Source organism: Rhizobium anhuiense, assembly GCF_003985145.1.
Taxonomy (GTDB): domain Bacteria; phylum Pseudomonadota; class Alphaproteobacteria; order Rhizobiales; family Rhizobiaceae; genus Rhizobium; species Rhizobium anhuiense.
Genome location: NZ_ML133533.1, coordinates 124,573 through 145,708, shown reverse-complemented (window position 1 = coordinate 145,708; position 21,136 = coordinate 124,573). Strand labels below are relative to the sequence as shown.

General features: G+C 61.6%; 23 protein-coding genes. 12 read left to right on the top strand and 11 right to left on the bottom strand.

Annotated elements, in window-relative coordinates; genetic code table 11:
• Window positions 1-9: 9 nt before the first annotated feature.
• The 3 genes from ftsY to EEQ99_RS26140 all read left to right on the top strand — a co-directional run bounded on the left by ftsY (window position 10) and on the right by EEQ99_RS26140 (window position 2,882).
• Entirely contained in the window at window positions 10-1,575 is a 1,566-nt protein-coding gene (gene ftsY, locus EEQ99_RS26150; RefSeq protein ID WP_127431317.1) for a signal recognition particle-docking protein FtsY, read from the top strand.
• A gap of 78 nt (window positions 1,576-1,653) precedes the next feature.
• On the top strand, window positions 1,654-2,298 hold the full coding sequence (locus EEQ99_RS26145; protein WP_028756579.1) for a septation protein A: 645 nt from the start codon (window positions 1,654-1,656) through the stop codon (window positions 2,296-2,298).
• Window positions 2,295-2,882 (top strand): DUF2585 domain-containing protein, encoded by a 588-nt coding sequence (locus EEQ99_RS26140; RefSeq protein ID WP_097631148.1) that lies wholly within the window; start codon window positions 2,295-2,297, stop codon window positions 2,880-2,882. The genes EEQ99_RS26145 and EEQ99_RS26140 overlap by 4 nt, the downstream gene beginning before the upstream one ends.
• A gap of 12 nt (window positions 2,883-2,894) precedes the next feature.
• Here the strand turns inward: EEQ99_RS26140 and EEQ99_RS26135 are convergent, their stop codons facing one another.
• From EEQ99_RS26135 to ccmA, 5 genes are read right to left on the bottom strand one after another with little or no spacing between them, the layout of a single operon-like run.
• A complete protein-coding gene (locus EEQ99_RS26135) occupies window positions 2,895-3,503 on the bottom strand; it encodes a DsbE family thiol:disulfide interchange protein (protein WP_127431316.1) in 609 nt (202 codons plus the stop codon).
• Window positions 3,500-3,667, bottom strand: a complete 168-nt coding sequence (ccmD, locus tag EEQ99_RS26130) for a heme exporter protein CcmD (RefSeq protein WP_127431315.1) — start codon at window positions 3,665-3,667, stop codon at window positions 3,500-3,502. Before ccmD ends, EEQ99_RS26135 begins: the two co-directional genes overlap by 4 nt.
• 3 nt (window positions 3,668-3,670) lie before the next feature.
• Window positions 3,671-4,432 carry a heme ABC transporter permease gene (locus EEQ99_RS26125; protein ID WP_127431314.1) on the bottom strand — a complete coding sequence of 254 codons (762 nt, stop codon included), beginning with the start codon at window positions 4,430-4,432 and terminating at the stop codon, window positions 3,671-3,673.
• A 48-nt stretch (window positions 4,433-4,480) separates the two neighbouring features.
• On the bottom strand, window positions 4,481-5,140 hold the full coding sequence (gene ccmB / locus EEQ99_RS26120; RefSeq protein ID WP_127431313.1) for a heme exporter protein CcmB: 660 nt from the start codon (window positions 5,138-5,140) through the stop codon (window positions 4,481-4,483).
• Between the two features lie 52 nt (window positions 5,141-5,192).
• A complete protein-coding gene (ccmA, locus tag EEQ99_RS26115) occupies window positions 5,193-5,840 on the bottom strand; it encodes a heme ABC exporter ATP-binding protein CcmA (RefSeq protein ID WP_097543584.1) in 648 nt (215 codons plus the stop codon).
• Between the two features lie 262 nt (window positions 5,841-6,102).
• Between ccmA and acnA the strand changes: the two genes are divergently transcribed.
• The 3 genes from acnA to EEQ99_RS26100 all read left to right on the top strand — a co-directional run bounded on the left by acnA (window position 6,103) and on the right by EEQ99_RS26100 (window position 10,643).
• Entirely contained in the window at window positions 6,103-8,793 is a 2,691-nt protein-coding gene (gene acnA, locus EEQ99_RS26110) for an aconitate hydratase AcnA (RefSeq protein WP_028756586.1), read from the top strand.
• A 324-nt stretch (window positions 8,794-9,117) separates the two neighbouring features.
• The gene (locus tag EEQ99_RS26105; RefSeq protein WP_028756587.1) at window positions 9,118-9,858 is read left to right on the top strand and encodes a DUF1223 domain-containing protein; all 741 of its coding nucleotides are present in this window, start codon (window positions 9,118-9,120) and stop codon (window positions 9,856-9,858) included.
• Between the two features lie 383 nt (window positions 9,859-10,241).
• The gene (locus EEQ99_RS26100) at window positions 10,242-10,643 is read left to right on the top strand and encodes a DUF2794 domain-containing protein (protein ID WP_127431312.1); all 402 of its coding nucleotides are present in this window, start codon (window positions 10,242-10,244) and stop codon (window positions 10,641-10,643) included.
• A gap of 6 nt (window positions 10,644-10,649) precedes the next feature.
• Here EEQ99_RS26100 and EEQ99_RS26095 read toward each other — a convergent pair whose 3' ends face one another.
• The 4 genes from EEQ99_RS26095 to EEQ99_RS26080 form a co-directional block, all read right to left on the bottom strand.
• A complete protein-coding gene (locus tag EEQ99_RS26095) occupies window positions 10,650-11,207 on the bottom strand; it encodes a GNAT family N-acetyltransferase (protein ID WP_127431311.1) in 558 nt (185 codons plus the stop codon).
• A 107-nt stretch (window positions 11,208-11,314) separates the two neighbouring features.
• Window positions 11,315-12,043, bottom strand: a complete 729-nt coding sequence (locus tag EEQ99_RS26090) for a Bax inhibitor-1/YccA family protein (protein ID WP_028758043.1) — start codon at window positions 12,041-12,043, stop codon at window positions 11,315-11,317.
• Window positions 12,044-12,223: 180 nt separating this feature from the next.
• Window positions 12,224-14,767, bottom strand: a complete 2,544-nt coding sequence (locus EEQ99_RS26085) for an ABC transporter permease (RefSeq protein ID WP_127431310.1) — start codon at window positions 14,765-14,767, stop codon at window positions 12,224-12,226.
• The gene (locus EEQ99_RS26080; RefSeq protein ID WP_127431309.1) at window positions 14,764-15,471 is read right to left on the bottom strand and encodes an ABC transporter ATP-binding protein; all 708 of its coding nucleotides are present in this window, start codon (window positions 15,469-15,471) and stop codon (window positions 14,764-14,766) included. Before EEQ99_RS26080 ends, EEQ99_RS26085 begins: the two co-directional genes overlap by 4 nt.
• A gap of 72 nt (window positions 15,472-15,543) precedes the next feature.
• Between EEQ99_RS26080 and EEQ99_RS26075 the strand changes: the two genes are divergently transcribed.
• Entirely contained in the window at window positions 15,544-16,188 is a 645-nt protein-coding gene (locus tag EEQ99_RS26075) for an arylesterase (RefSeq protein ID WP_028756592.1), read from the top strand.
• A 68-nt stretch (window positions 16,189-16,256) separates the two neighbouring features.
• Complete coding sequence (gene thpR, locus EEQ99_RS26070; RefSeq protein ID WP_028756593.1) at window positions 16,257-16,850, top strand: RNA 2',3'-cyclic phosphodiesterase; 594 nt, start codon at window positions 16,257-16,259, stop codon at window positions 16,848-16,850.
• On the opposite strand, the gene EEQ99_RS26065 is transcribed toward thpR, so the two are convergent.
• Window positions 16,757-17,257, bottom strand: a complete 501-nt coding sequence (locus EEQ99_RS26065; RefSeq protein WP_080759901.1) for a low molecular weight protein-tyrosine-phosphatase — start codon at window positions 17,255-17,257, stop codon at window positions 16,757-16,759. The two genes, thpR and EEQ99_RS26065, sit on opposite strands and share 94 nt — an antisense overlap.
• A gap of 35 nt (window positions 17,258-17,292) precedes the next feature.
• On the opposite strand from EEQ99_RS26065, the gene EEQ99_RS26060 reads away from it, so the two are divergent.
• Both EEQ99_RS26060 and EEQ99_RS26055 read left to right on the top strand, forming a co-directional pair.
• Complete coding sequence (locus EEQ99_RS26060; protein ID WP_028756595.1) at window positions 17,293-17,598, top strand: 4a-hydroxytetrahydrobiopterin dehydratase; 306 nt, start codon at window positions 17,293-17,295, stop codon at window positions 17,596-17,598.
• Between the two features lie 66 nt (window positions 17,599-17,664).
• Window positions 17,665-18,057: a YkvA family protein gene (locus EEQ99_RS26055; RefSeq protein ID WP_127431308.1), complete on the top strand. Its 393-nt coding sequence runs from the start codon at window positions 17,665-17,667 to the stop codon at window positions 18,055-18,057.
• 21 nt (window positions 18,058-18,078) lie between these two features.
• Here the strand turns inward: EEQ99_RS26055 and EEQ99_RS26050 are convergent, their stop codons facing one another.
• Window positions 18,079-18,639: a sigma-70 family RNA polymerase sigma factor gene (locus EEQ99_RS26050; RefSeq protein WP_097543588.1), complete on the bottom strand. Its 561-nt coding sequence runs from the start codon at window positions 18,637-18,639 to the stop codon at window positions 18,079-18,081.
• 336 nt (window positions 18,640-18,975) lie between these two features.
• Here EEQ99_RS26050 and EEQ99_RS26045 point away from each other — a divergent pair, with 336 nt between their 5' ends.
• Window positions 18,976-19,485, top strand: coding sequence for an invasion associated locus B family protein (locus EEQ99_RS26045; protein ID WP_028756598.1), 510 nt, complete (start codon window positions 18,976-18,978; stop codon window positions 19,483-19,485).
• Window positions 19,486-19,833: 348 nt separating this feature from the next.
• The gene (rlmN, locus tag EEQ99_RS26040; protein ID WP_097543589.1) at window positions 19,834-21,060 is read left to right on the top strand and encodes a dual-specificity RNA methyltransferase RlmN; all 1,227 of its coding nucleotides are present in this window, start codon (window positions 19,834-19,836) and stop codon (window positions 21,058-21,060) included.
• Window positions 21,061-21,136: the final 76 nt, after the last annotated feature.

Here is a 21,136-nt window from a genome sequence, read left to right as displayed (position 1 = left end):
GGAATCCCCATGGCGCTCAGTTTCATCAAAAAGGTCTTCACCTTCGGCAAGCCGGCTGAAGAAGCTGTGCCTGCGGCCGTGGAAAGGGAGCTGGAGCCGCGTTCGCGCGACGAAGATCTGCCAATCGCGGATGATCCTGTTCTACCCGAGGAAATGGATACGGCCGGCGGGCCGGCTGCCGATATCGACGAGGGCGCAGTGGATGCGCCGGTTGCTGAAGATGATGACGAATCCGCAATCCTGCCCGCGGCCGACCAATTGAGCGATATGGGCGTCGTGCCGCTGTCATTGCTGGAAGCCGAGGCGGCCGCGGAAGCGGAGATGGAAACCCGGCCGGCCGCCGGCAACGTTGCGGAAGCCCCCCCCTCTGTCCCTTGGGGATATCTCCCCGACAAGGGAGGAGATCATCCGGAGACTGACGCGCCGGCTTCGATCGAAGAGATCGCCGAAGTGCTTCCCGAAGAGATTTCACCTGAGACCGACGTAGAGCAAGACATCTCCGTTCAGCCTATCTCCTCCCCTGTGGGGGAGATTCCCGGCAGGACAGAAGGGGAAAACCCCGCGGCAGAACCGGAGACCGGCTCTCCCATCCTCCCAAAAGGCTTTGCCACGGGTCCGAAGGTCGTCGAGCCGGAGCCGATTGTCCCGCAACCGAGGCTCAGCTGGTTCCAGCGCCTGCGCAACGGTCTTGCGCGCACCTCCTCGCAGCTGTCCAGCCAGATCACTGCGCTCTTCACGAAGCGCAAGCTCGATGACGAGACGCTGCAGGATCTCGAAGACCTGCTGATCCAGGCCGATCTCGGCGTCGAGACCGCGATGCGCGTCACCGATACGCTCGCTTCCGAGCGTTATGGCAAGGATGTCACCGGTGAGGATGTCAGCCGCATCATGGCGTCCGAAATTGCCAAGGTCCTGAAGCCGGTCGCCAAGCCGCTGCAGCTCGACCTTTCGCACAAGCCGCATGTCATCCTCGTTGTCGGCGTCAACGGCACCGGCAAGACGACGACGATCGGCAAGCTCGCGGCGAAACTTTCCGGCGCCGGGCTGAAGGTGATGCTGGCTGCCGGCGATACTTTCCGTGCGGCGGCGATCGAGCAGCTGAAAATCTGGGCCGACCGGACGAAATCCGAATTCATCGGCACCAAGCTCGGCGCCGATGCCGCAGGCCTCGCCTATGACGCCTTCGAACAGGCAAAGGCAAAAAAATGCGACGTGCTGATCGTCGATACCGCCGGCCGCCTGCAGAACAAGGCCGAGCTGATGGCTGAGCTCGAGAAGATCGTGCGCGTGCTCGGCAAGCTCGATCCCGATGCGCCGCACACCGTGCTGCAGACGCTGGACGCCACGACGGGGCAGAATGCGCTCAGCCAGGTCGAGATCTTCCGCAACGTCGCCGGCGTCAACGGGCTGATCATGACCAAGCTCGACGGCACGGCGCGCGGCGGCATTCTCGTCGCCATCTCCGCCAAGCATAAGCTGCCGGTCTATTTCATCGGCGTCGGCGAGGGTGTCGAGGATCTGGAGCCGTTCGAGGCCGAGGATTTTGCCCATGCCATTGCCGGACTTGGGCAATGATGCCACAGATATGCCGCCGAAAGCCTGCAGGGCACGGCCGGGAAACAGATTCCCAGGAAAAACAGGTTTGAAGAACGCATGAGCACAGAGAGCGATATCACCCCGAGCGCCGCCGACCGGCATCATCCGCTGCTGAAACTGGCGCTGGAACTCGGGCCGCTGATGATCTTCTTCTTCGCCAATCTGCGCGGCCAGTGGCTGGTGGAGAAGTTTCCCGCTCTTTCCGAACTCGGCGGACCGCTGTTCGTCGCGACCGGGCTCTTCATGGCGGCGACGATCCTCTCGCTGATCGTTTCGAAGATCGTGCTCGGCCATCTGCCGATCATGCCCTTCGTATCCGGCATCGTCGTCGTCATCTTCGGCTCGCTGTCGATCTGGCTGCAGAACGAGACCTTCATCAAGATGAAGCCGACCATCGTCAACGCGCTTTTCGGAGTGGCGCTGCTCGGCGGGCTGGCCTTCGGCAGGTCGCTGCTCGGTTATGTCTTCAACGCCGCCTTCCAGCTCGATGCCGAAGGCTGGCGCAAGCTGACCATCCGGTGGGGCATCTTCTTTCTCTTCCTCGCCGTGCTGAACGAAGTCGTCTGGCGCAATTTTTCGGACGATACTTGGGTCGCCTTCAAGGTCTGGGGCACGATGCCGATCACCATCATCTTCACGCTGGCGCAGATGCCGCTGGTGCTGAAGCATAGCGTCAACCTGGAAACGGACGGCGAAAAGTGAGCGCTGCAGAGGCCGAATATCGCGTAAAGCACCAGACCTTCTGGTTTGTCGCCTGCCTTGCGGTGCTGATCATTCAGATCGCCGCTGAATATATGATGGGCCGCGTGCCGATCTGCGCCTGCGGTTACGTCAAGCTCTGGGAGGGCGGGGTCAATACCAGCGGCAATTCGCAGCATCTGTCGGATTGGTACACACCGTCGCATATCATCCACGGCTTCCTGTTCTACGGGCTCGCGCATCTCCTGCTGCGCGGCAAGCCGCTGGCGGCAAGGCTGCTGCTGGCGCTGTTGATCGAATCCGGCTGGGAGCTGCTCGAGAATTCGCCGCTCATCATCGACCGCTACCGCACCGCGACGATCGCGCTCGACTATTACGGCGACAGCATCCTGAATTCGGCGATGGACACCATCTTCATGTGCGTCGGTTTCTTCTTCGCGCGGCGCGCGCCGGTGGCGCTGACGGTGGCGATCGCCATCTTCTTCGAGATTTTCACCGGCTACATGATCCGCGACAACCTGACGCTCAACGTTGTCATGCTGATCTGGCCGGTCGAGGCGATCAAGGTCTGGCAAGGCGGGGTGTAAGGATAGACCCCGCTACGAAGCGGGCTTGCCGAGCGCCTTCTCCATCGCTGGAAACAGCCCTTCCTTCAGGCTGGTATCGTCGAAGGGGCCGACACGCTTGTAGAGGATCGTGCCGTCGGGGCCGACCAGATAGCTTTCCGGAATGCCGTAGACGCCCCAGTCGATCGCCGCCTTGCCGTTCGGATCGATGCCGATTGCCTGGTAGGGGTTGCCGAGCTCGCCGAGGAAACGCAGGGCGTTGTCGCTCTGATCCTTGTAGTTGATGGCGACGATGTTCAGCCGTCCGTCCTTCGCCAGTTCTTTCAAGACGGGGTGTTCGTCCCGGCAGGGGAGGCACCAGGAGGCGAAGACGTTGACGAGGGTCAGCTTGCCCTTGATGGCGGCATCGGTCAGCGCCGGCAGGTTGGCGCCGTCGAGCGGCGGAAGGTTCAGCGCCGGTGCCTTGGTGCCGATCAGGGCGGAGGGGATTTCGGTGATGTTCTTGCCATGGAAATCCTGGTCGTAGAGCATCTTGGCGGCGGTGGCCGCAATGCCGCCGAAGACGATCAGCGGCAGAAGCGCCAAGGTGTAGCGACCAAGCGCCCGTGGCTTGTCGGTCGTCTTTTCCGGCGCGTCGCTCATTCGCCATCCCTTACACGCGCCGAGCGGCGGCGGATACCGGCGGCCTCGAGGGCAGCAAGTTCCCGGCGGCGGGCGCGACCGTCGGCCCAGGTCCAGGCCGTGACGGCGACCGTCACCAGAGCTGCGAAGCAATAGGAGGCGTAGACGTAGAAGGCATGCGTCACGGTCTATTCCTCCCGGCTGGCCATGCGGGCGGCAAGGCGGCGCTGGGCGGCGATGCGGCGGCGCCAGATCTCGTTCCTCATCGCCATGATGTGCAGCGTGAAGAAGAGCAGCGTGAAAGCGATCGCCATGATGAAGAGCGGCCGCAGGAATTCCGGATCGATCGCCGGGCCGTCGAGGCGCAGCACGCTTGCCGACTGGTGCAAGGTGTTCCACCACTCGACCGAGAATTTGATGATCGGGATGTTGACGAAGCCGACGAGGATGAGCACGGCGCTGACGCGTGCGGCCTTCGACGGGTCGTCGATGGCGCGCCCGAGCGCAATCAGCCCGAGATACATCAGGAAGAGAACGAAGACGGAGGTCAGCCGAGCATCCCAGACCCACCAGGTCCCCCACATCGGCTTGCCCCACAGCGAGCCGGTGACGAGGGCGAGCAGGGTGAAGGTGGCGCCGAGCGGGGCTGCAGCCTTGGCAGAGACATCGGCCAGCGGATGGCGCCAGACCAGCGTGCCGATCGCCGAGACGCTCATGATCGTATAGCACATCATCGAAAGCCAGGCCGAGGGCACATGCACATACATGATGCGGACGGTCTCGCCCTGCTGGTAGTCGCCTTCGGTGGCGAAGCTCAGATAGAGGCCGACGATAAAACAGAGGGCGGTGATGCCGGCCAGCCATGGAATGGCGCGCGCCGCCAGCGCCAGAAACCGCGTCGGGTTGGCGAGATCGCTGAATTTGCTGATGGCAAGGCTCGTTTCGCTCATGTCCGCTTCCATACCTTGATCCGGCTTTTCCCGCAATCGAATGGCCCATCAATCCGCTGTGTTTCGCAGCGCCAGGGCGGCCGCCGCCGGACCGATGACGGCGAAGAAGAACGTCAGCGCAATCAGGATGAGGAAGGGCGGCAGGAACGGGGCGGGATCCTCGACCGCGGCATAGGCGGCGCTGACGCCGAAGATCAGCACCGGAATGGTCAGCGGCAGCACGAGGATCGAGACCAGCAGGCCGCCGCGGGGCAGCGCCACGGCGACGGCGGCGCCGACGGCGCCGATGAAGGTGATGGCGGGCGATCCGACGAGCAGCGTCAGCATGGTGGCAGCAATCGCAGTCTCGTCCATATTCATGAAGAGGCCGAGCAGCGGCGAGGCGATGACGAGCGGCAGGCTGGTGGCCGTCCAGTGGGCGACGCATTTGACCAGCACGGTGAGGACAAGCGGCGTTTCCTGCATCAGCATCAGGTCGAGCGATCCGTCATCGCGCTCGGCCTGAAACAGGCGGTCGAGGCCGAGCAGGGCGGCAAGCAGTGCGCCGATCCAGACGATGGCGGGGCCGATTCGCGACAGCAGCTTGAGATCGGGACCGACGCCGAAGGGGATGACGGCGACGATGGTCAGGAAGAACAGCACGCCGATCAGCGCACCGCCGCCGGCGCGGATGGAAAGTTTCAGGTCGCGGAGGAAGAGAGCGGTCATGCGCGGCGGCTTTCTGCATGTGCGATGGATGAGGCACCCACGTCGAGAAACATCACCCCCATACCCCCGCATCCACGCCGGCAAAGCCCGTCATCTTCAATTCCCGCGCATTCTCCACCCCCAGCGGCTGATGTGTTGCCGCCAGCACGATGCCGCCCTTGGTCAGATGTGCGGCAATCAATTCGGCAAACAGCCGGTCGGCGCTGGCATCGAGCGCCGCTGTGGGTTCGTCGAGGATCCAGATGGGGCGGTGGGCGACGAGCAGCTTGGCGAAGGCCATCCGGCGCTGCTGGCCGGCGGAGAGATAACCGAAGGGAAGATGGGTGATTCCCGAAAGGCCGACGGCGTCGGCGGCGTCCTCGACGGAGAGGCCGGCAGCACCGCCTGGATTGCCGAGAAAGGCGCGCCAGAAGTCGAGGTTTTCTGCAACCGTAAGTTCATTCTTCATTGCGTTTCGATGACCAAGGTAGTGACTTACCTCGCCCGGATGGCGGTCTTCCCCGCCCTTTTCGTCGCGGAAGATGACAGTGCCTTTTTCCGGCCTCAGGAGGCCGGCGGCGACGCGCAGCAATGTGGATTTTCCCGATCCGTTTTTTCCCGTGAGGACAAGCGCCTCGCCGGCCGCCAAGTGAAAGGAAATGTTTACGAAAATCAGATCCTCACCGCGCCTTGCAGCCAGATTTTCGGCGGTGAAATGCATGCGTCGGCTCTTTCTTGGTTTCGGCTTGCGGCGGCGTCAAAAAATGTCCGATTTTGACTGTTTTCGGGTATGGCAAGTTTTTAGGAAATTATCTATAAGACCTGCAACCACGCCAGCGGTCGGCGTGAATTTCATCCTTGCGCCGAACTTGGAGCGTCTGTTCCACGTGCGGACAGCGGAAATGGCCGTACCCGCATCCTGATGTGCATTAAGTGCATAGGCGTTCGCACGACTGTGTTGGCTATCAGAAACGGGGTCTCTCGTGTCTAAATCTCTTGACAGTTTCAATTGTCGTTCCACGCTTTCCGTGAACGGGAAGGACTATGTCTATTACAGCCTGCCCAAGGCTGAGGCAAACGGTCTGGCCGGCGTGTCGAAGCTTCCCTATTCGATGAAAGTGCTGCTCGAAAACCTGCTGCGCTTCGAAGACGGCCAGTCGGTCACCAAGCAGCACATCCTGGCCGTCGCCGAATGGCTGAACAACAAGGGTGCGGTCGAAAACGAAATCGCCTATCGCCCGGCGCGCGTGCTGATGCAGGACTTCACCGGTGTTCCCGCCGTCGTCGATCTTGCCGCGATGCGCGACGCGATGGTGTCGCTCGGCGGCGATCCCGAGAAGATCAACCCGCTCGTTCCCGTCGATCTCGTCATCGACCACTCCGTCATCGTCGACGAATTCGGCACGCCGCAGGCTTTCGCCCGTAACGTCGAGCTGGAATACCAGCGCAACGGCGAGCGCTACCGCTTCCTGAAGTGGGGCCAGCAGGCCTTCAAGAACTTCCGCGTCGTGCCTCCCGGCACCGGTATCTGTCATCAGGTCAATCTCGAATATCTCGGTCAGACCGTCTGGACCAAGGAAGAGGACGGCGAGACGATCGCCTATCCCGATACTTGCGTCGGCACAGACAGCCATACGACGATGATCAACGGTCTCGGCGTTCTCGGCTGGGGTGTTGGCGGTATCGAAGCGGAAGCGGCGATGCTCGGCCAGCCGGTCTCGATGCTGCTGCCTGAGGTCATCGGCTTCAAGCTGACCGGCAAGCTCAAGGAAGGCGTCACCGCGACCGACCTCGTTCTCACCGTCGTGCAGATGCTGCGCAAGAAGGGCGTCGTTTCGAAGTTCGTCGAATTCTTCGGCCCCGGCATGGACAACATGCCGCTCGCCGACCGTGCGACGATCGGCAATATGGGCCCGGAATACGGCGCCACCTGCGGCTTCTTCCCGGTCGACGGCGAAACGATCAACTATCTCAACATGTCCGGCCGCACCAAGGACCGTATCGCGCTCGTCGAAGCCTATTCGAAGGCGCAGGGCATGTGGCGTGAGGGCGATGGCTCCGAGCTCGTCTTCACCGACACGCTGGAACTCGATCTCGGTGACGTCGTGCCATCGATGGCCGGCCCGAAGCGTCCGGAAGGCCGCATTTCGCTGGAGAACATCGCTTCCGGTTTCGCCGGCTCGATGGACACGGACTACAAGAAGCCCGGTCAGCTTTCGAACCGCTATGCCGTCGAAGGCACGGATTTCGATCTCGGCCATGGCGACGTGGCGATCGCTGCCATCACCTCCTGCACCAACACCTCCAATCCGTCGGTCCTGATCGCTGCCGGCCTGCTTGCCCGCAACGCTGTTGCCAAGGGCCTGAAGACGAAGCCGTGGGTGAAGACCTCGTTGGCACCGGGAAGCCAGGTCGTCGGCGAATATCTCGCCAAGTCGGGCCTGCAGGCCGACCTCGACAAGCTCGGCTTCAACCTCGTCGGCTTCGGCTGCACCACCTGCATCGGCAATTCCGGTCCGCTGCCGGCGCCGATCTCGAAGACGATCAACGACAAGGGCCTCATCGTTTCCGGCGTTCTCTCCGGCAACCGCAACTTCGAAGGCCGTATCTCGCCCGACGTACAGGCGAACTATCTGGCCTCTCCGCCGCTCGTCGTCGCTTATGCGCTGGCCGGTACGGTGCAGAAGGATCTGACCAAGGAGCCGATCGGCGAGGACCAGAACGGTAATCCCGTTTACCTGAAGGACATCTGGCCGACCTCGAAGGAGGTCCAGGAGTTCATCCTGAAATACGTGACGCGCGAACTCTACGAAAGCAAATATGCCGACGTCTTCAAGGGCGACGTCAACTGGCAAGCCGTCCAGGTTCCGCCGGGCCAGACCTATGCCTGGGACGACAATTCGACCTATGTCCAGAACCCGCCTTACTTCGTCGGCATGGGCAAGAAGGGCACCGGCGTTTCCGACATCAAGGGCGCTCGCGTGCTTGGCCTGTTCGGCGACAAGATCACCACCGACCACATCTCGCCGGCCGGTTCGATCAAGGCGGCATCGCCGGCAGGCGCCTACCTGCTCGGTCACGACGTCGCCGTTGCCGACTTCAATCAGTACGGCACGCGCCGCGGCAACCATGAAGTGATGATGCGCGGCACCTTCGCCAATATCCGCATCCGCAACCACATGCTCGGCCCGAACGGCAAGGAAGGCGGTTACACCATCCACTATCCGTCGAAGGAAGAAACCTCGATCTACGACGCGGCGATGCAGTACAAGCAGGAAGGCGTGCCGCTGGTCATCTTCGCCGGCGTCGAATACGGCAACGGCTCTTCGCGCGACTGGGCTGCCAAGGGCACCAACCTGCTCGGCGTCAAGGCGGTGGTCGCCCAGTCCTTCGAGCGCATCCATCGCTCGAACCTGGTCGGCATGGGCATCATTCCCTTTGTCTTCGAAGAGGGCACGACCTGGCAGAGCCTCGGCCTCAAGGGTGATGAACTCGTCACCATCGAAGGTCTGGAAAAGATCAAGCCGCGCGAGAAGAAGATCGCCAAGATCACCTATGGCGACGGCACCGTGAAGGAGGTTCCGCTGCTGTCGCGCGTCGATACGCTCGACGAAGTGATCTACCTCAACAATGGCGGCATCCTGCAGACGGTTCTGCGCGATCTCGCTGCCTGATTTTCAGAGCATGATGCCGAAAAGTGTGAGCGGTTTTCGGACGACATCATGCTCTTCTTCTTTGATGTAAATCCGGATTCAGATTCATCCGGATTTAGGAGACTTGATTGATAATGGCCGCCGGAGAGCAGTTTCCGGCGGCTTTTCTGTGTGGCGACAGTATTCGGACGGGCTCACGATGATTTGTTTTCCGCAAGTTCCCGTGGAGCTCCGTCTCACCCGTTCGTGACTTTTCGTTTGGACCCGGAAGGATTATTCGTACGTTCATATGTCAGGGCCTGCGGTTCCAACACGCTGTCGGCGCTGAAAAAGAGGTGCAGGTGAATGTCCCCCCGTTTTTTGATTCCGCTGATCGCTGGCGTTGTTCTGTCAGGCCCGCTGCAGGCCGAAGACGGCACGCCGAAAGGTGTCGTTGAACTCTTCACGGCGCAGGGCTGCTCCTCCTGTCCTCCGGCTGATGCGGCTTTCCGCACGCTGGTGAATCAGGGCGATGTCATCGCGCTCGCCTATCATGTCGATTACTGGAATTATCTCGGCTGGGCCGATACGCTGAGCTCCAAGGAAAACACCGAACGGCAATATGGCTATGCCAGAACGATGGGCCGCAGCAACGTCTACACGCCGCAGGCGATCGTCAACGGACGCGGCCATCTGGCCGGCGCCGATCTCAACGGCATCAACAGCAAGATCGACACCTACAGCAGCGAAGGCAACGGGCTGACCGTTCCGATCAACGCCGCGATGCGCGGCGACGAGCTGGAGATCAAGATCGGTGCGGGACAGGGCAAGGCCAATGTCGTGATGGTCTATTTCGACAAGGAAAAGACCATCGACGTCGAAAAGGGCGAGAACAGCGGCCGGAAGCTTTCCTACCTGCACAGCGTCACCAATGTCGAAACCATCGGCATGTGGGACGGCAAGGCAACCAGTCTGACGCTGCCGGCCAGCGTGTTGCAGCGGCCGCAGCTCGAGGGCTGCGCGATCCTGCTGCAATCGGCGACCGCAGACGGCGATCCGGCTGCGATCCTCGGCGCGACCGTTGTCATGGCTGGCAAAAATATCTGAGATTTCATCCGGTTGTGGATGAAGTGCTGGGGCGGCCCGGCCGAGCGTATTCGGGGCTGGGGTTAAGGTCGATACGCTCCGCCGGGCCCTTTGGCGCGCTGGCGCCAAACTGGAATTCATAAATCTCCTGCAAATGAGGCGCTGTTTTGACTGAAATGCGGCGCTGCGGAGAAAGCGTGAGCCTATCCAGGACATCATGCTTTCCGAATTCGGACCCAACTTTTAGAAGGCATGATGCGCAGATTCAAAGTGCTGCAGCGTCTTTGCGCGAGAGACGCGCGGCGCTGTGGTGCGGCCGAATGTGACGGCTGGCGCTCTTGCAATTTGCGGCGGCTCGGGCAAACTGTCACTCTCCTGTCACATGCGGAGGCCTTGGGAGACTGATGACAGATCAGCCGGATTTGCGACACGGCGAAAGCCGCTCCGTCGACAATAGTTCCTCAGTCGTCGTCGATCTCAGGGAATACAAGCAAAGCAAGGACCCGATTCCGGTGACCTTCCACCGGCGCGAACTGGACGCGATCCTCTGGATCTACGGCCGCATGGTCGGTGACGGTGAATGGCGCGACTACGCCATTGATCACCTGAAGGACAGGGCGGTCTTTTCCGTCTTCAAGCGTTCCGGCGAAATGCCGCTCTTCCGCATCGAGAAAAACCCGAAGCTCGCCGCCAAGCAGGGCGCCTATTCCGTCATCAACGTCCACGGCACGATCCTGAAGCGCGGTCACGAGCTGAACCAGGTGCTGAAGGTGTTCGACAAGGCCCTGAAGCTGGTCGACAAATAAGCCGCATCAACCGGTAAACAGCGTGCCGGGATAGGCGGACGGATCCGGATCGGTCGTCATCCCCTCGCCGAGGCCACGCTGCATCAACATCGTATCCAGCCAGCGGCCGTGCTTGTAGCCGGTGCCCCGCATCAGACCGACCTCCTCGAAGCCGGCCTTCCTGTGAAGCGCGATCGAGGCGGGGCTGGCGCCGCCGATGACGGCCGTCATCTGCCGAAAGCCGAGGCCGGTGCAGCGCTCAATCAGCTCGGCAAGCAACGCCTTGCCGATGCCCCGGCCGCGGGCCTCAGGCACGAGATAGATCGAGTCCTCGACCATCCAGCGATAGGCCGGACGCGTGCGAAAGGCGGAAGCATAGGCGTAGCCGAGCAGGGTTCCGTCCGTGCCGATGGCCGCGATGTAGGGATATTGCTGGCTGATGATCGTCGAAAAGCGCAGCGCCATCTCGGCCTCGGAAGGCGGCACGATCTCGTAGCTCGCGACGCCGTTGAGGACGGATTCGCGATAGATATCGGCAATGGCGGGGATATCGGCTTGGGAGGCATCGCGCAGGCGGAATGACATTCGGCGGCATCCATCGGGAAAAGTAAGGTTTCCTAAGACCACTCCGCGAAAGCCTGCGCAACAAAAAAGGCGGCCGAAGCCGCCTTTTCGAACTCAGTCTGCCCTGCTTATTTACGGTTGCCCATGAACTGCAGCAGGAACATGAAGAGGTTGATGAAGTCGAGATAGAGCGTCAGCGCACCCATGATCGCCTTGCGGCCGGCCACGGCAACGTCATCGGCTTCCAGGTACAGTTCCTTGATCCGCTGCGTATCGTAGGCGGTGAGGCCTGCGAAGATCAGAACACCGAGAACGGAGATCGCGAACTGCACAGCCGACGAAGCCAGGAAGATGTTAACAAGCGAAGCGATGATCAGGCCGAACAGACCCATGATCAGGAACGAGCCCATCGCCGACAGGTCACGCTTCGTCGTGTAGCCGTAAAGCGACAGCGCGCCGAAGGAGGCGGCGGTGACGAAGAAGGTCTGAACGACGCTCTGGCCGGTGTAGATCAGGAAGATCGACGAGAGCGACAGGCCGACGAGCGCGGCGTAGACCGCAAAGGTCGTCTGGGCGGCGGCCACCGTCATGGTATGAATCCGGAAGCTCAGGAAGAACACCAGAGCCAGCGGCGCCAGAATGACCACCCACTTCAAGGGGCTCACATAGATCGCCTGACCGAAAGCGGTCAGCTCGCCATTGGCGAAAGCGAATTGGAACGACAGATATGCGGCCACACCGGTGATCGCCAGACCCAGCGCCATCAGGTTGTAGACCTTGAGCATATAAGCGCGCAGGCCTTGATCAATCATCTCGCCGGTCTGAGCGCGGCTTTGATAGTTACGGAGATCAGCCATAGTTTCCTCTTACAAGCTCCGATGGAAATACGGTGTCGGGGTTTTCGACCCGGGCGCCGCTGCGGAGCTCCAGCATGCCTGCGGATAATATGAGGCTTTCGCCCATTGCAAACAAGAGGCTTGCAAAGGCTCGGCCGGTTAAATCGCCGTAAGGTGAAGGGTTTGAGTGCCGCTGCCCGGTCAAAGCTCGCGCAAAACGGGGGCCGCCTTTTGCCCAAGGATGCGCCAGGTGCCGATCAGGCCGATGCCGACGGTCAGGACGAGCGCGGTCACAAGCGTCAGCCCCGCCACGTCGGGCAGAAAGGTCGACGGCAGACGCATGATGCGGGCGACGATGAACCAGGCGGCGACGCTGCCGGCGATCAGCGCGAAGATCGCGGTCGCAAGCCCAAGGATCAGATATTCGTAGCTGAAGGCGCGGATCAGCATGGCGCGCGTGGCGCCGAGCGTCTTCAGCACCACCGCGTCGTGGGTGCGCGCCCGGTTTCCGGCAGCAAGCGCCCCGGCAAGGACGAGGATCGAGGCGATGAGGGCGACAGAGGCGGCGGCGCGGATCGCGGTCGCCAGCTGCGCGACCAGCTGGTTGACGATATCGATCGCGTCCTTGACCCGCACGCTGGTGATCGTCGGATAGGTGTTGGTGACGGATTTTAGGATTGCCGCATCTTCGGCGGGCGTCGACGAGGGATCGGTCAGCGTCGCCAGCCAGGCATGCGGAGCGCCGCGAAATGTGTTCGGCGAGAAGACCATGACGAAATTGATCGACAGCGATTCCCACTCGACGCGGCGCAGATTGGCGATCTTCGCCGTGATGTTGCGGCCGAGCACGTTGACGGTGACGGTATCGCCGATCTTCAGGCCGAGCTCATGCGCCTCTTCCGAGGAGAAGGAAACGAGCGGCTGGCCGCCGTAATCCTTGTCCCACCAGCTGCCTTCGGTGAGGGCGGCGTTCTCCGGCAGGGTCTCGGCATAGGTGATGCCGCGATCGCCGTTCAGCACCCAGCGACCGGCCGCCGGCACGGTCAGTTTGCTGACGTCCTCGCCGTTGAAGGCGACGATCCGGCCGCGCAACATCGGCACTTCGACGAGCTTTCCCTGAGGCGCCTGCGCCTGGACGAGATCGCGGAATGCGCCGACCTCGGCGCTCTGGATATCGACGAAGAAAAAGTTCGGTGCGCCCTCGTTCATGCGGCCGGTCAGCTGCTGGCGCAGGTTGCCGTCGATCAGGGTCAGCGTCACCAGCAATGCCAGTCCGAGGCCGAGCGACAGCACGACCGAGGGCGTCAGTGCGCCGGGGCGGTGGATATTGCCGATCGCCAGCCGCAAGGCCGGTGAATTGACGCGGGGGCTGCGGCGCGCGAGCCAGGCGATCGCTGCTGCGACGAGGCGCAGGACGACGAAGGCGAAGACGATCGCACCGACGAAGACGACGGCGATGAAACGGTCATAGGCGGTCAGGATGGCAAGGCCGGCAAGGGCGGCCATGAAGAGCGTGGCAAGCAGGATATAGGGCCAGGAGGGCAGGCGGCGGGCCTCGAAGCCCTGCTCGCGGAAGAGGGCGGTCGCCGGCACTTCGCGGGCATGGCCGAGCGGCAGGATGGCGAAGGCCAGCGTCGTCAGGATACCGAAGAGCGTGGCGAGCAGCAGGGCGCCGGGATAGAGGGTCGGCGTCGTGGAGACCGGCAGGAATTGCGCCAGGAACTGCGCGGCGAAGATCGGCGACAACGCGCCGATGACGAGGCCGATGAGGATGCCGCCGAGGGCGATAATGGCGATCTGGAAAAGATAGATCAGGACGACGACCTGGGCCGGGGCGCCGAGACATTTGAAGGTGGCGATGGTCGTGCGCTTGGCATCGAGGAAGGCGCGCACGGCATTGGCCACGCCGACGCCGCCGACGATCAGCGCGGTGAGACCGACCAGCGTCAGGAACTGCGAGAAGCGGGTAATGTTTTCGGTGAGCGAGGGCGCTGCGCGATCGCTGGTGCGGACCGCCCAGCCGGCGGAAGGGAATTCCTTGGAGGCGCGCGCCTGGATGCCCGACATCGCGCCCTTGTCTTCCAGCCGGATCTTGTAGGCATGTTCGACCAGGCTTCCCGTCTGGATCAGCCCGGAGGCCTGGAGCGCCTGGCGGCTGACCAGCAGGCGCGGCGCGAAACCGAAGCCTTCCGACAGCGCATCCGGCTCGGTTTTCACCGTGCCGGTGATGCTGAGCTTGACGTTGCCGAGCAGCAGTTCGTCGCCGACGGCAAGCTCGAGACGATCGAGAAGCAGGGGCGCTGCCACCGCACCATAGGTGCCGCCTTGGCCCGAAAGCAGCGCTGCAAGCGGATAGTCCGGTTCGGCCACGAATCTGCCGTAGAGCGGGTAGCCGTCGTCGACGGCCTTGACCTCGACCAGCGCCTGATCGGAGCCGTCAGGCTTGCGGGCCATCGAGCGCAGGCCCGTTGAAACCGAAACCGTGCCGAGGCTTTCGAGGAAGCCCAACTCCTGAGGCGTGGCTTCGCGGTTGTTGAGTTCGAAGCGGACGTCGCCGGCCAGCAGTTCCTGCCCCTGCGAGGCGATCGTGTCGGTGATCGACTGCGAGACGGAATTGACGGCTGCAATTGCGCCGGTGCCGAGCGCAATGCAGGCAAGAAAAATGTAGAAGCCGCGGATGCCGCCGCGCAACTCGCGGAGCGCCAGGCGAAAAGCAAGCGAGACGCGCGGGGTGATCATTCTCATGCGATCGCCGCCTCGCTGTGGCGGGCGGCGCTGTCGCCCTCGATCCTGCCGGAGCGGACGCGGATCTGGCGTGAGCAGCGGTTTGCCAGGGCGACGTCGTGGGTGACGAGAAGCAGGGTCATGCCGCGTTCGGCCTGCTTGGAGAACAGAAGGTCGGCGATCTGGCGGCCGGTCTCGGTGTCGAGATTGCCTGTGGGTTCGTCGGCGATCAGCAGGGCGGGCGAGGGGGCGAGCGCCCTGGCGATCGCCACGCGCTGCTGCTCGCCGCCGGAAAGCTGGCCGGGATAGTGGTTCAGCCGTTCACCGAGGCCGACCGATTTCAGCTCGCGATGGGCGATCTCGAAGGCGTTGCGGACATTGGCGAGCTCGAGCGGCACGGCGACGTTTTCCAGCGCCGTCATGTTGGCGATCAGGTGGAAGGACTGGAAGACGATGCCGATGTTGCGGCCGCGGAAATCGGCGACCTCATCCTCGCTGAGGCTATGGAGCGGCGTGTCGTTGATATTGATCTCGCCGCTGTCGAGTTTCTCCAGCCCGGCAAGCACCATCAGCAGGGTGGATTTGCCGGAGCCGGAAGGGCCGACGATGCCGACGGATTCGCCGGCCGCGACATCGAGATCGATGCCCTTCAGCACGTGGACGGAGGCGGCTGCGCTGCCAAGGGTCAGATCGGCGCTCTTCAACTCGATAATGGTTTTTGCCAACAGAAATCGCCCTATATAAATCCCCAACAGAATGGCCGCATAACGGCACTTCGCCAATCTAGGGAAGCCAGAATGAGATTTAAAGTTGCCGCCCTTCAATTCACCGTCATTGCCGTCTCGCTGATCTTTGCCGCTGCGGCCAATGCCCGGACGATCAATCTGGTCGGTTTTGGGGACAGTTTGATGGCGGGCTATCAGTTGCCGGCCGGCAACGGCTTTCCGGAAAAGCTGCAGGCAGCCCTGAAGGCGAAGGGGCTCGACGTCACCGTCGCCAATGCCGGGGTCTCCGGCGATACGACGGCAGCGGGCCTTGCGCGCATCGACTGGTCGGTGCCCGACGGCACCGACGGCGTCATTCTGGAGCTCGGCGCCAATGATGCGCTGCGCGGCATCCCGCCCGAGGAGAGCGAGAAGAATCTCGATCAGATGATTATCCGGCTAAAGGAGCGCGGGATTGCCGTGCTGCTCGCCGGCATGATGGCGCCGCCGAACATGGGGGCGGACTATGCCGCACGATTCAACCCGATCTATCAGAAACTTTCGGAAAAACATGGGCTTCCGCTCTATGCCTTCTTTCTCGACGGCGTCGCGCTGGAGCCCGGGTTGAAGCTTGAAGACGGCATGCATCCAAATGCGAAAGGCATCGACGTCATGGTCGAAAAGATGGCGCCTGCTGTCACAAATTTCGTCGAAACGATTTCTTCTGTGAAGAAATAGGGGCTTGCGCGGTTGTTGATTGCGTGATTCCGTGTGAGCACCTGCAAAAGATTCGGGGAGTGCTCGTGATGCCGAGACTGTTTACCGCCCTCGAAATTCCGCGCAATGCGGCGATGAGCCTTTCATTGCTGCGCGGTGGCCTCCCCGGAGCACGATGGATCGATGTGGAGAATTACCACATCACCCTGCGTTTCATCGGTGATGTCGACGGCCGCACGGCCGATGAAATCGTTGAACGCCTCGACCGGATCGATCGGCCGGAATTCCAGTTCCGGCTCGAAGGAATCGGTTCCTTCGGCTCGAAGAAACCGCATTCGGTCTGGGCCGGCGTTTCGCAATCGCCTGAAATGTATGCCCTGCAGGGCGAGATCGAGCGCATCTGCCAGCGCATCGGCCTGCCGCCCGATCCCCGCAAGTTCATGCCGCATGTGACGCTGGCGCGGCTCAAATCCTCGCGGCTCGACGATGTCGTGCAATATCTGGCGGGACGCGGCAACTTCCACACCGCAACCTTCACCGCGCCGCGCTTCGTGCTGCTTTCGTCGCGCGAATCGGTCGGCGGCGGGCCCTACCTCACCGAGGAAGTGTTCCCGCTGCACGAGGCCCGCTCGACGCCCAGCGTATCGAGCAGGCTGCTGCAGCCGGCCAAGAGCCTGGTGTAGACCAGCTCGAAGCCGCCCGGGCCGCCATAATAGGGATCGGGGATATCCTCTCCGGTTCCGAGCGCGGCATCCCCGAAAAGGCGGATATTCGCCCCATGCGGCGCGCTTTTTTCGAGCGCCGCCACATTGTCGCGGTCCATGGCGAGGATCAGATCGAAATCCCTGAAATCCCTCGATTGGATGCGGCGGGCGCGTTGCCCCGATATGTCGATGCCGTGGTTTTTCGCAGCGGCGATCGAACGCCGGTCGGGTGGCTCGCCTTCATGCCAGCCGCCGGTGCCGGCGGAATCGATGGTAAAATCGCCGGTCAAACCCGCTTCGGCGACGAGATGGCCAAAAATTCCTTCCGCGAGCGGAGAACGGCATATATTGCCCATGCAAACGAAGAGGATGCTGATGCGTTTCATCGGTAAACCTGTCGGACAGAGAAGAGGACCATGGCATGAAAATGGAAAGACTGGAACGGACGGCGGCCGAGGCGCAACTGGCCGGACTTGCAGGCTGGGCGCTCAATGATGCAGGTTCTTCGATCTCGAAGACGTACAAGTTCGCAAATTTCATCGAGGCTTTCGGGTTCATGACGGAGGCAGCACTTGCGGCCGAGAAGCTCAATCATCATCCCGAATGGTTCAACGTCTATTCTAGGGTGGAGGTGACGCTGAACACACATGATGCCGGCGGACTGACGGAGCTGGATTTCAAGCTCGCCAAAGCCATGGAGAAGGCTGCGGCGCGCCGTATCGTTTGACAGCGGGGCCGATTGAAAGCCGGTCCGCCATCACCATATGTTCGCTTGGACGAAAGGGATGCAGGGATGGACGAGGTTAAATTCGGGGAAATCCTGTTGCCGGGCGACGAGGACACCCAGAGCCGGCGCGAGAAGACCGTAAGGCAGAAATTCTGGCCGACCTTCCGGCGGGCCGTGCGGCAGATCCCGTTCTCGCGCGATGTGGTTGCCGGTTTCTATTGCGCGCTCGATCCGCAGACGCCGACGAAGGTGCGCGGCGTGCTGCTCGCGGCGCTCGCGTATTTTGTCATGCCGATCGACATGATCCCGGATGTTTTCGCCGTCATCGGCTTTTCCGACGACATCGCCTTGCTTTCGGCCGCCTTCGCTATGGTGCGTGGCCATATAAGGCCGGGCCATTACGAAGCGGCCGACCGCGTTCTTGCCGACCGGCCGGAAGAAGCGATGAAGACGATCTGAATCCCGTTCTAAATTAAAGAGTCAGGCGATTTCGCGTTCCAGCACCTTGCGGAGCTTGCCAAAGGCAAGCCGGATGCGCGACTTCACCGTACCGAGCGGCAGCCCGGTTGATTCGGCGATCTCCGAATGCGATTGGCCGAGGAAGAAGGCGGCGCGCAGCATGTCGCGCTGTTCCTCCGGCAACTGCCCGACGGCGGCGCGTATCCTGGCGTCGCGATCGTCATTGGCGATAATTTCCTCCGCGCCGATATCGGCGGGCGGCTGCAGGGCCGGGTCGGTCTCGTCGAAGATGCGGGTATTGGCGCGGCGTTGCATGTCGATGCGGCGGTTGCGGGCAATGCGGAAAAGCCAGGTTGAGAGCGAAGATCGCGTGGCATCATAGAGATCCGCCTTGTGCCAGAGCACGATCATGATCTCCTGGACCAGTTCCTCGGCCTCGCCTGGTGTCATCTTCTGGCGCATCAGCCAGGCCTTCAGGCGGGGTGCGAAATAGTCGAACAGGATGGAAAAGGCCTGCTGGTCGCGATTGTCCGCGACGGCCTTGGCGAGGGCAGCGAAACGCTGTCTTTCCTCGGCATCCATGTCTCCTCACAAGCCCCCTGCGGCAATAATTTCGTCCCGGATTTCCAAGTCTTAATGAGGTACAACGGATTTGGGAAAGGTCAAACTCTTGCCTGAATCTTTGTGTCTTAAATTCACCCGAACGGACGGCCAGTGCCATCGGGGCACGATGTCGCGGCCTATACCGTCAAAGGTGCGAAAATTGACACTCGAGCTGAAATGACACAGGCAGATACAAATCGCAGCTATTGTTGACCATTTGGTAACCTGAATTAAGTCAAAATAAAGCAGATCGTGATTATGCGGCGCCCGCTATGATCGCTTCGGGCCTTGAATCGCAAGAACCGGCAGGAATCCATGTTTGTAAAAAGTATCGTATCCGCTCTCGCACTCACCCTGACCATGGCCGGAGTTGCGGAAGCGCAGCAGGCCGCGCCGAACCGCATCCAGCAGTTCCAGGCATGGGGCGCCTATTCCTACAAGTCGGGCAAGAGCACCGTGTGCTACGTGTTGTCCGTTCCGACGGCAAAGCAGCCGGCAAGCGTCGATCACGGTGACAATTTCTTCATCGTCTCGCAGCGCCCCGGCCAGAACATCTCCTATGAGCCGCAGGCCATGATGGGCTATACGGTGAAGGAAAATTCAAAGATCAACGTGGTCATCGACAACAAGACCTTCGTGATGTTCACCAAGGACAAGGCCGGCTGGGTCGAGAATGCTGCCCAGGAGCCAGCCCTCGTCGCGGCGATGAAAACGGGTCATTCGATGACGGTGAATGCCGTTTCGCGCAAGGGCACCGGCACCTCCTACAGCTATTCGCTCTCGGGTATCTCGGCTGCGCTGAAGCAGATCGAAACCTGCAAATAAGCGTTTTTTTGTTCGCAGAGCTTCCAGGGCCGGCCTTGCGCCGGCCTTCGTCGTTTCCATCCAAAGCGCGGCGATCTTTCAGATCTGCCTGCCGCGCTTTAGGTCTTTGATTTCAGCATGTCGTCGTCGCAAAACCGCTGCACAGTTTTGCGCGACATGCTTGATAGTGACGCGCGGGCAAAATGATGCTAAAGGCCGCGCAACAGCGGACAGATCGCGATTTCAGTCGCCGTTCCGCCATTCAATTTCTGCCAATGTGCCGTCATGCACCCGCCAGTCTTCCGGCTTTGCCCTGAAGTTCGCAGGGCTTGCGGGGCGGTTACGTGTTCGAATTCGGGATGAATGCCTATGTCCGTCATGGATGCGATAGATGTGACCAAGCCGCAGGCGCGCACCTCCGCCAGCCTCGAGAAGCCGTCCTTGATCGGGCTGTCGCGCGAAGAGATGGCGGCGGCACTGCGGGAAAAAGGGGTGGCCGAGAAGCAGATCAAGATGCGCGTCTCGCAGCTCTGGAACTGGATCTATGTGCGCGGCGTCTCCGATTTCGACCATATGACCAATGTCGCCAAGGACATGCGCGAGATGCTGAAGCAGCATTTCACCATCGCACGTCCCGAGATCGTCGAGGAGCAGGTCTCCAACGACGGCACGCGCAAATGGCTGCTGCGCTTTCCCGCCCGCGGCGCCGGACGTCCCGTCGAGATCGAGGCCGTCTACATTCCGGAAGAGGGCCGCGGCACGCTCTGTATCTCCAGCCAGGTCGGCTGCACGCTCACCTGTTCCTTCTGTCATACCGGCACGCAGCGTCTGGTGCGCAACCTGACGGCGGAGGAAATTCTTTCCCAGCTGCTGCTTGCCCGCGACCGGCTTGGAGACTTCCCGGATCGTGAAGCGCCGCAGGGTACGATCATGCCTGCCGAGGGCCGCAAGGTCAGCAACATCGTCATGATGGGCATGGGCGAGCCGCTCTATAACTTCGATGCCGTCAAGCAGGCATTGCTGATCGCCACGGATGGCGACGGCCTGTCGCTGTCCAGGCGCCGCGTGACCTTGTCCACCTCCGGCGTCGTGCCGGAGATCTTCCGCACCGGCGAAGAAATTGGCGTCATGCTGGCAATCTCGCTGCATGCGGTGCGCGACGACCTGCGCGACATTCTGGTGCCGATCAACAAGAAGTACCCGCTGAAGGAACTGATCGAAGCCTGCCGGGCCTATCCCGGTCTTTCGAACGCACGGCGCATCACCTTCGAATATGTGATGCTGAAGGACGTCAACGATAGCCTGGAAGACGCCAAGGGGCTGATCAAGCTCTTGAAAGGCGTGCCGGCAAAGATCAACCTCATCCCGTTCAATCCCTGGCCCGGCACCAATTACCAGTGTTCGGACTGGGAGCAGATCGAGAAATTCGCCGATTTCATCAACTCGGCAGGTTATGCTTCGCCGATCCGCACGCCGCGCGGCCGCGACATTCTTGCCGCCTGCGGCCAGCTGAAATCGGAATCCGAACGCATGCGCAAGACCGAACGCCTAGCCTTCGAAGCGATGATGATCGCCAACCACGGCGCCGACGACTGATCAGCAAGTTTGATCCTCGCTACAATTCTCCTGCATTGATTTAAGCATGCGCTTTTCCTAATAGTGCCGCCAAAAT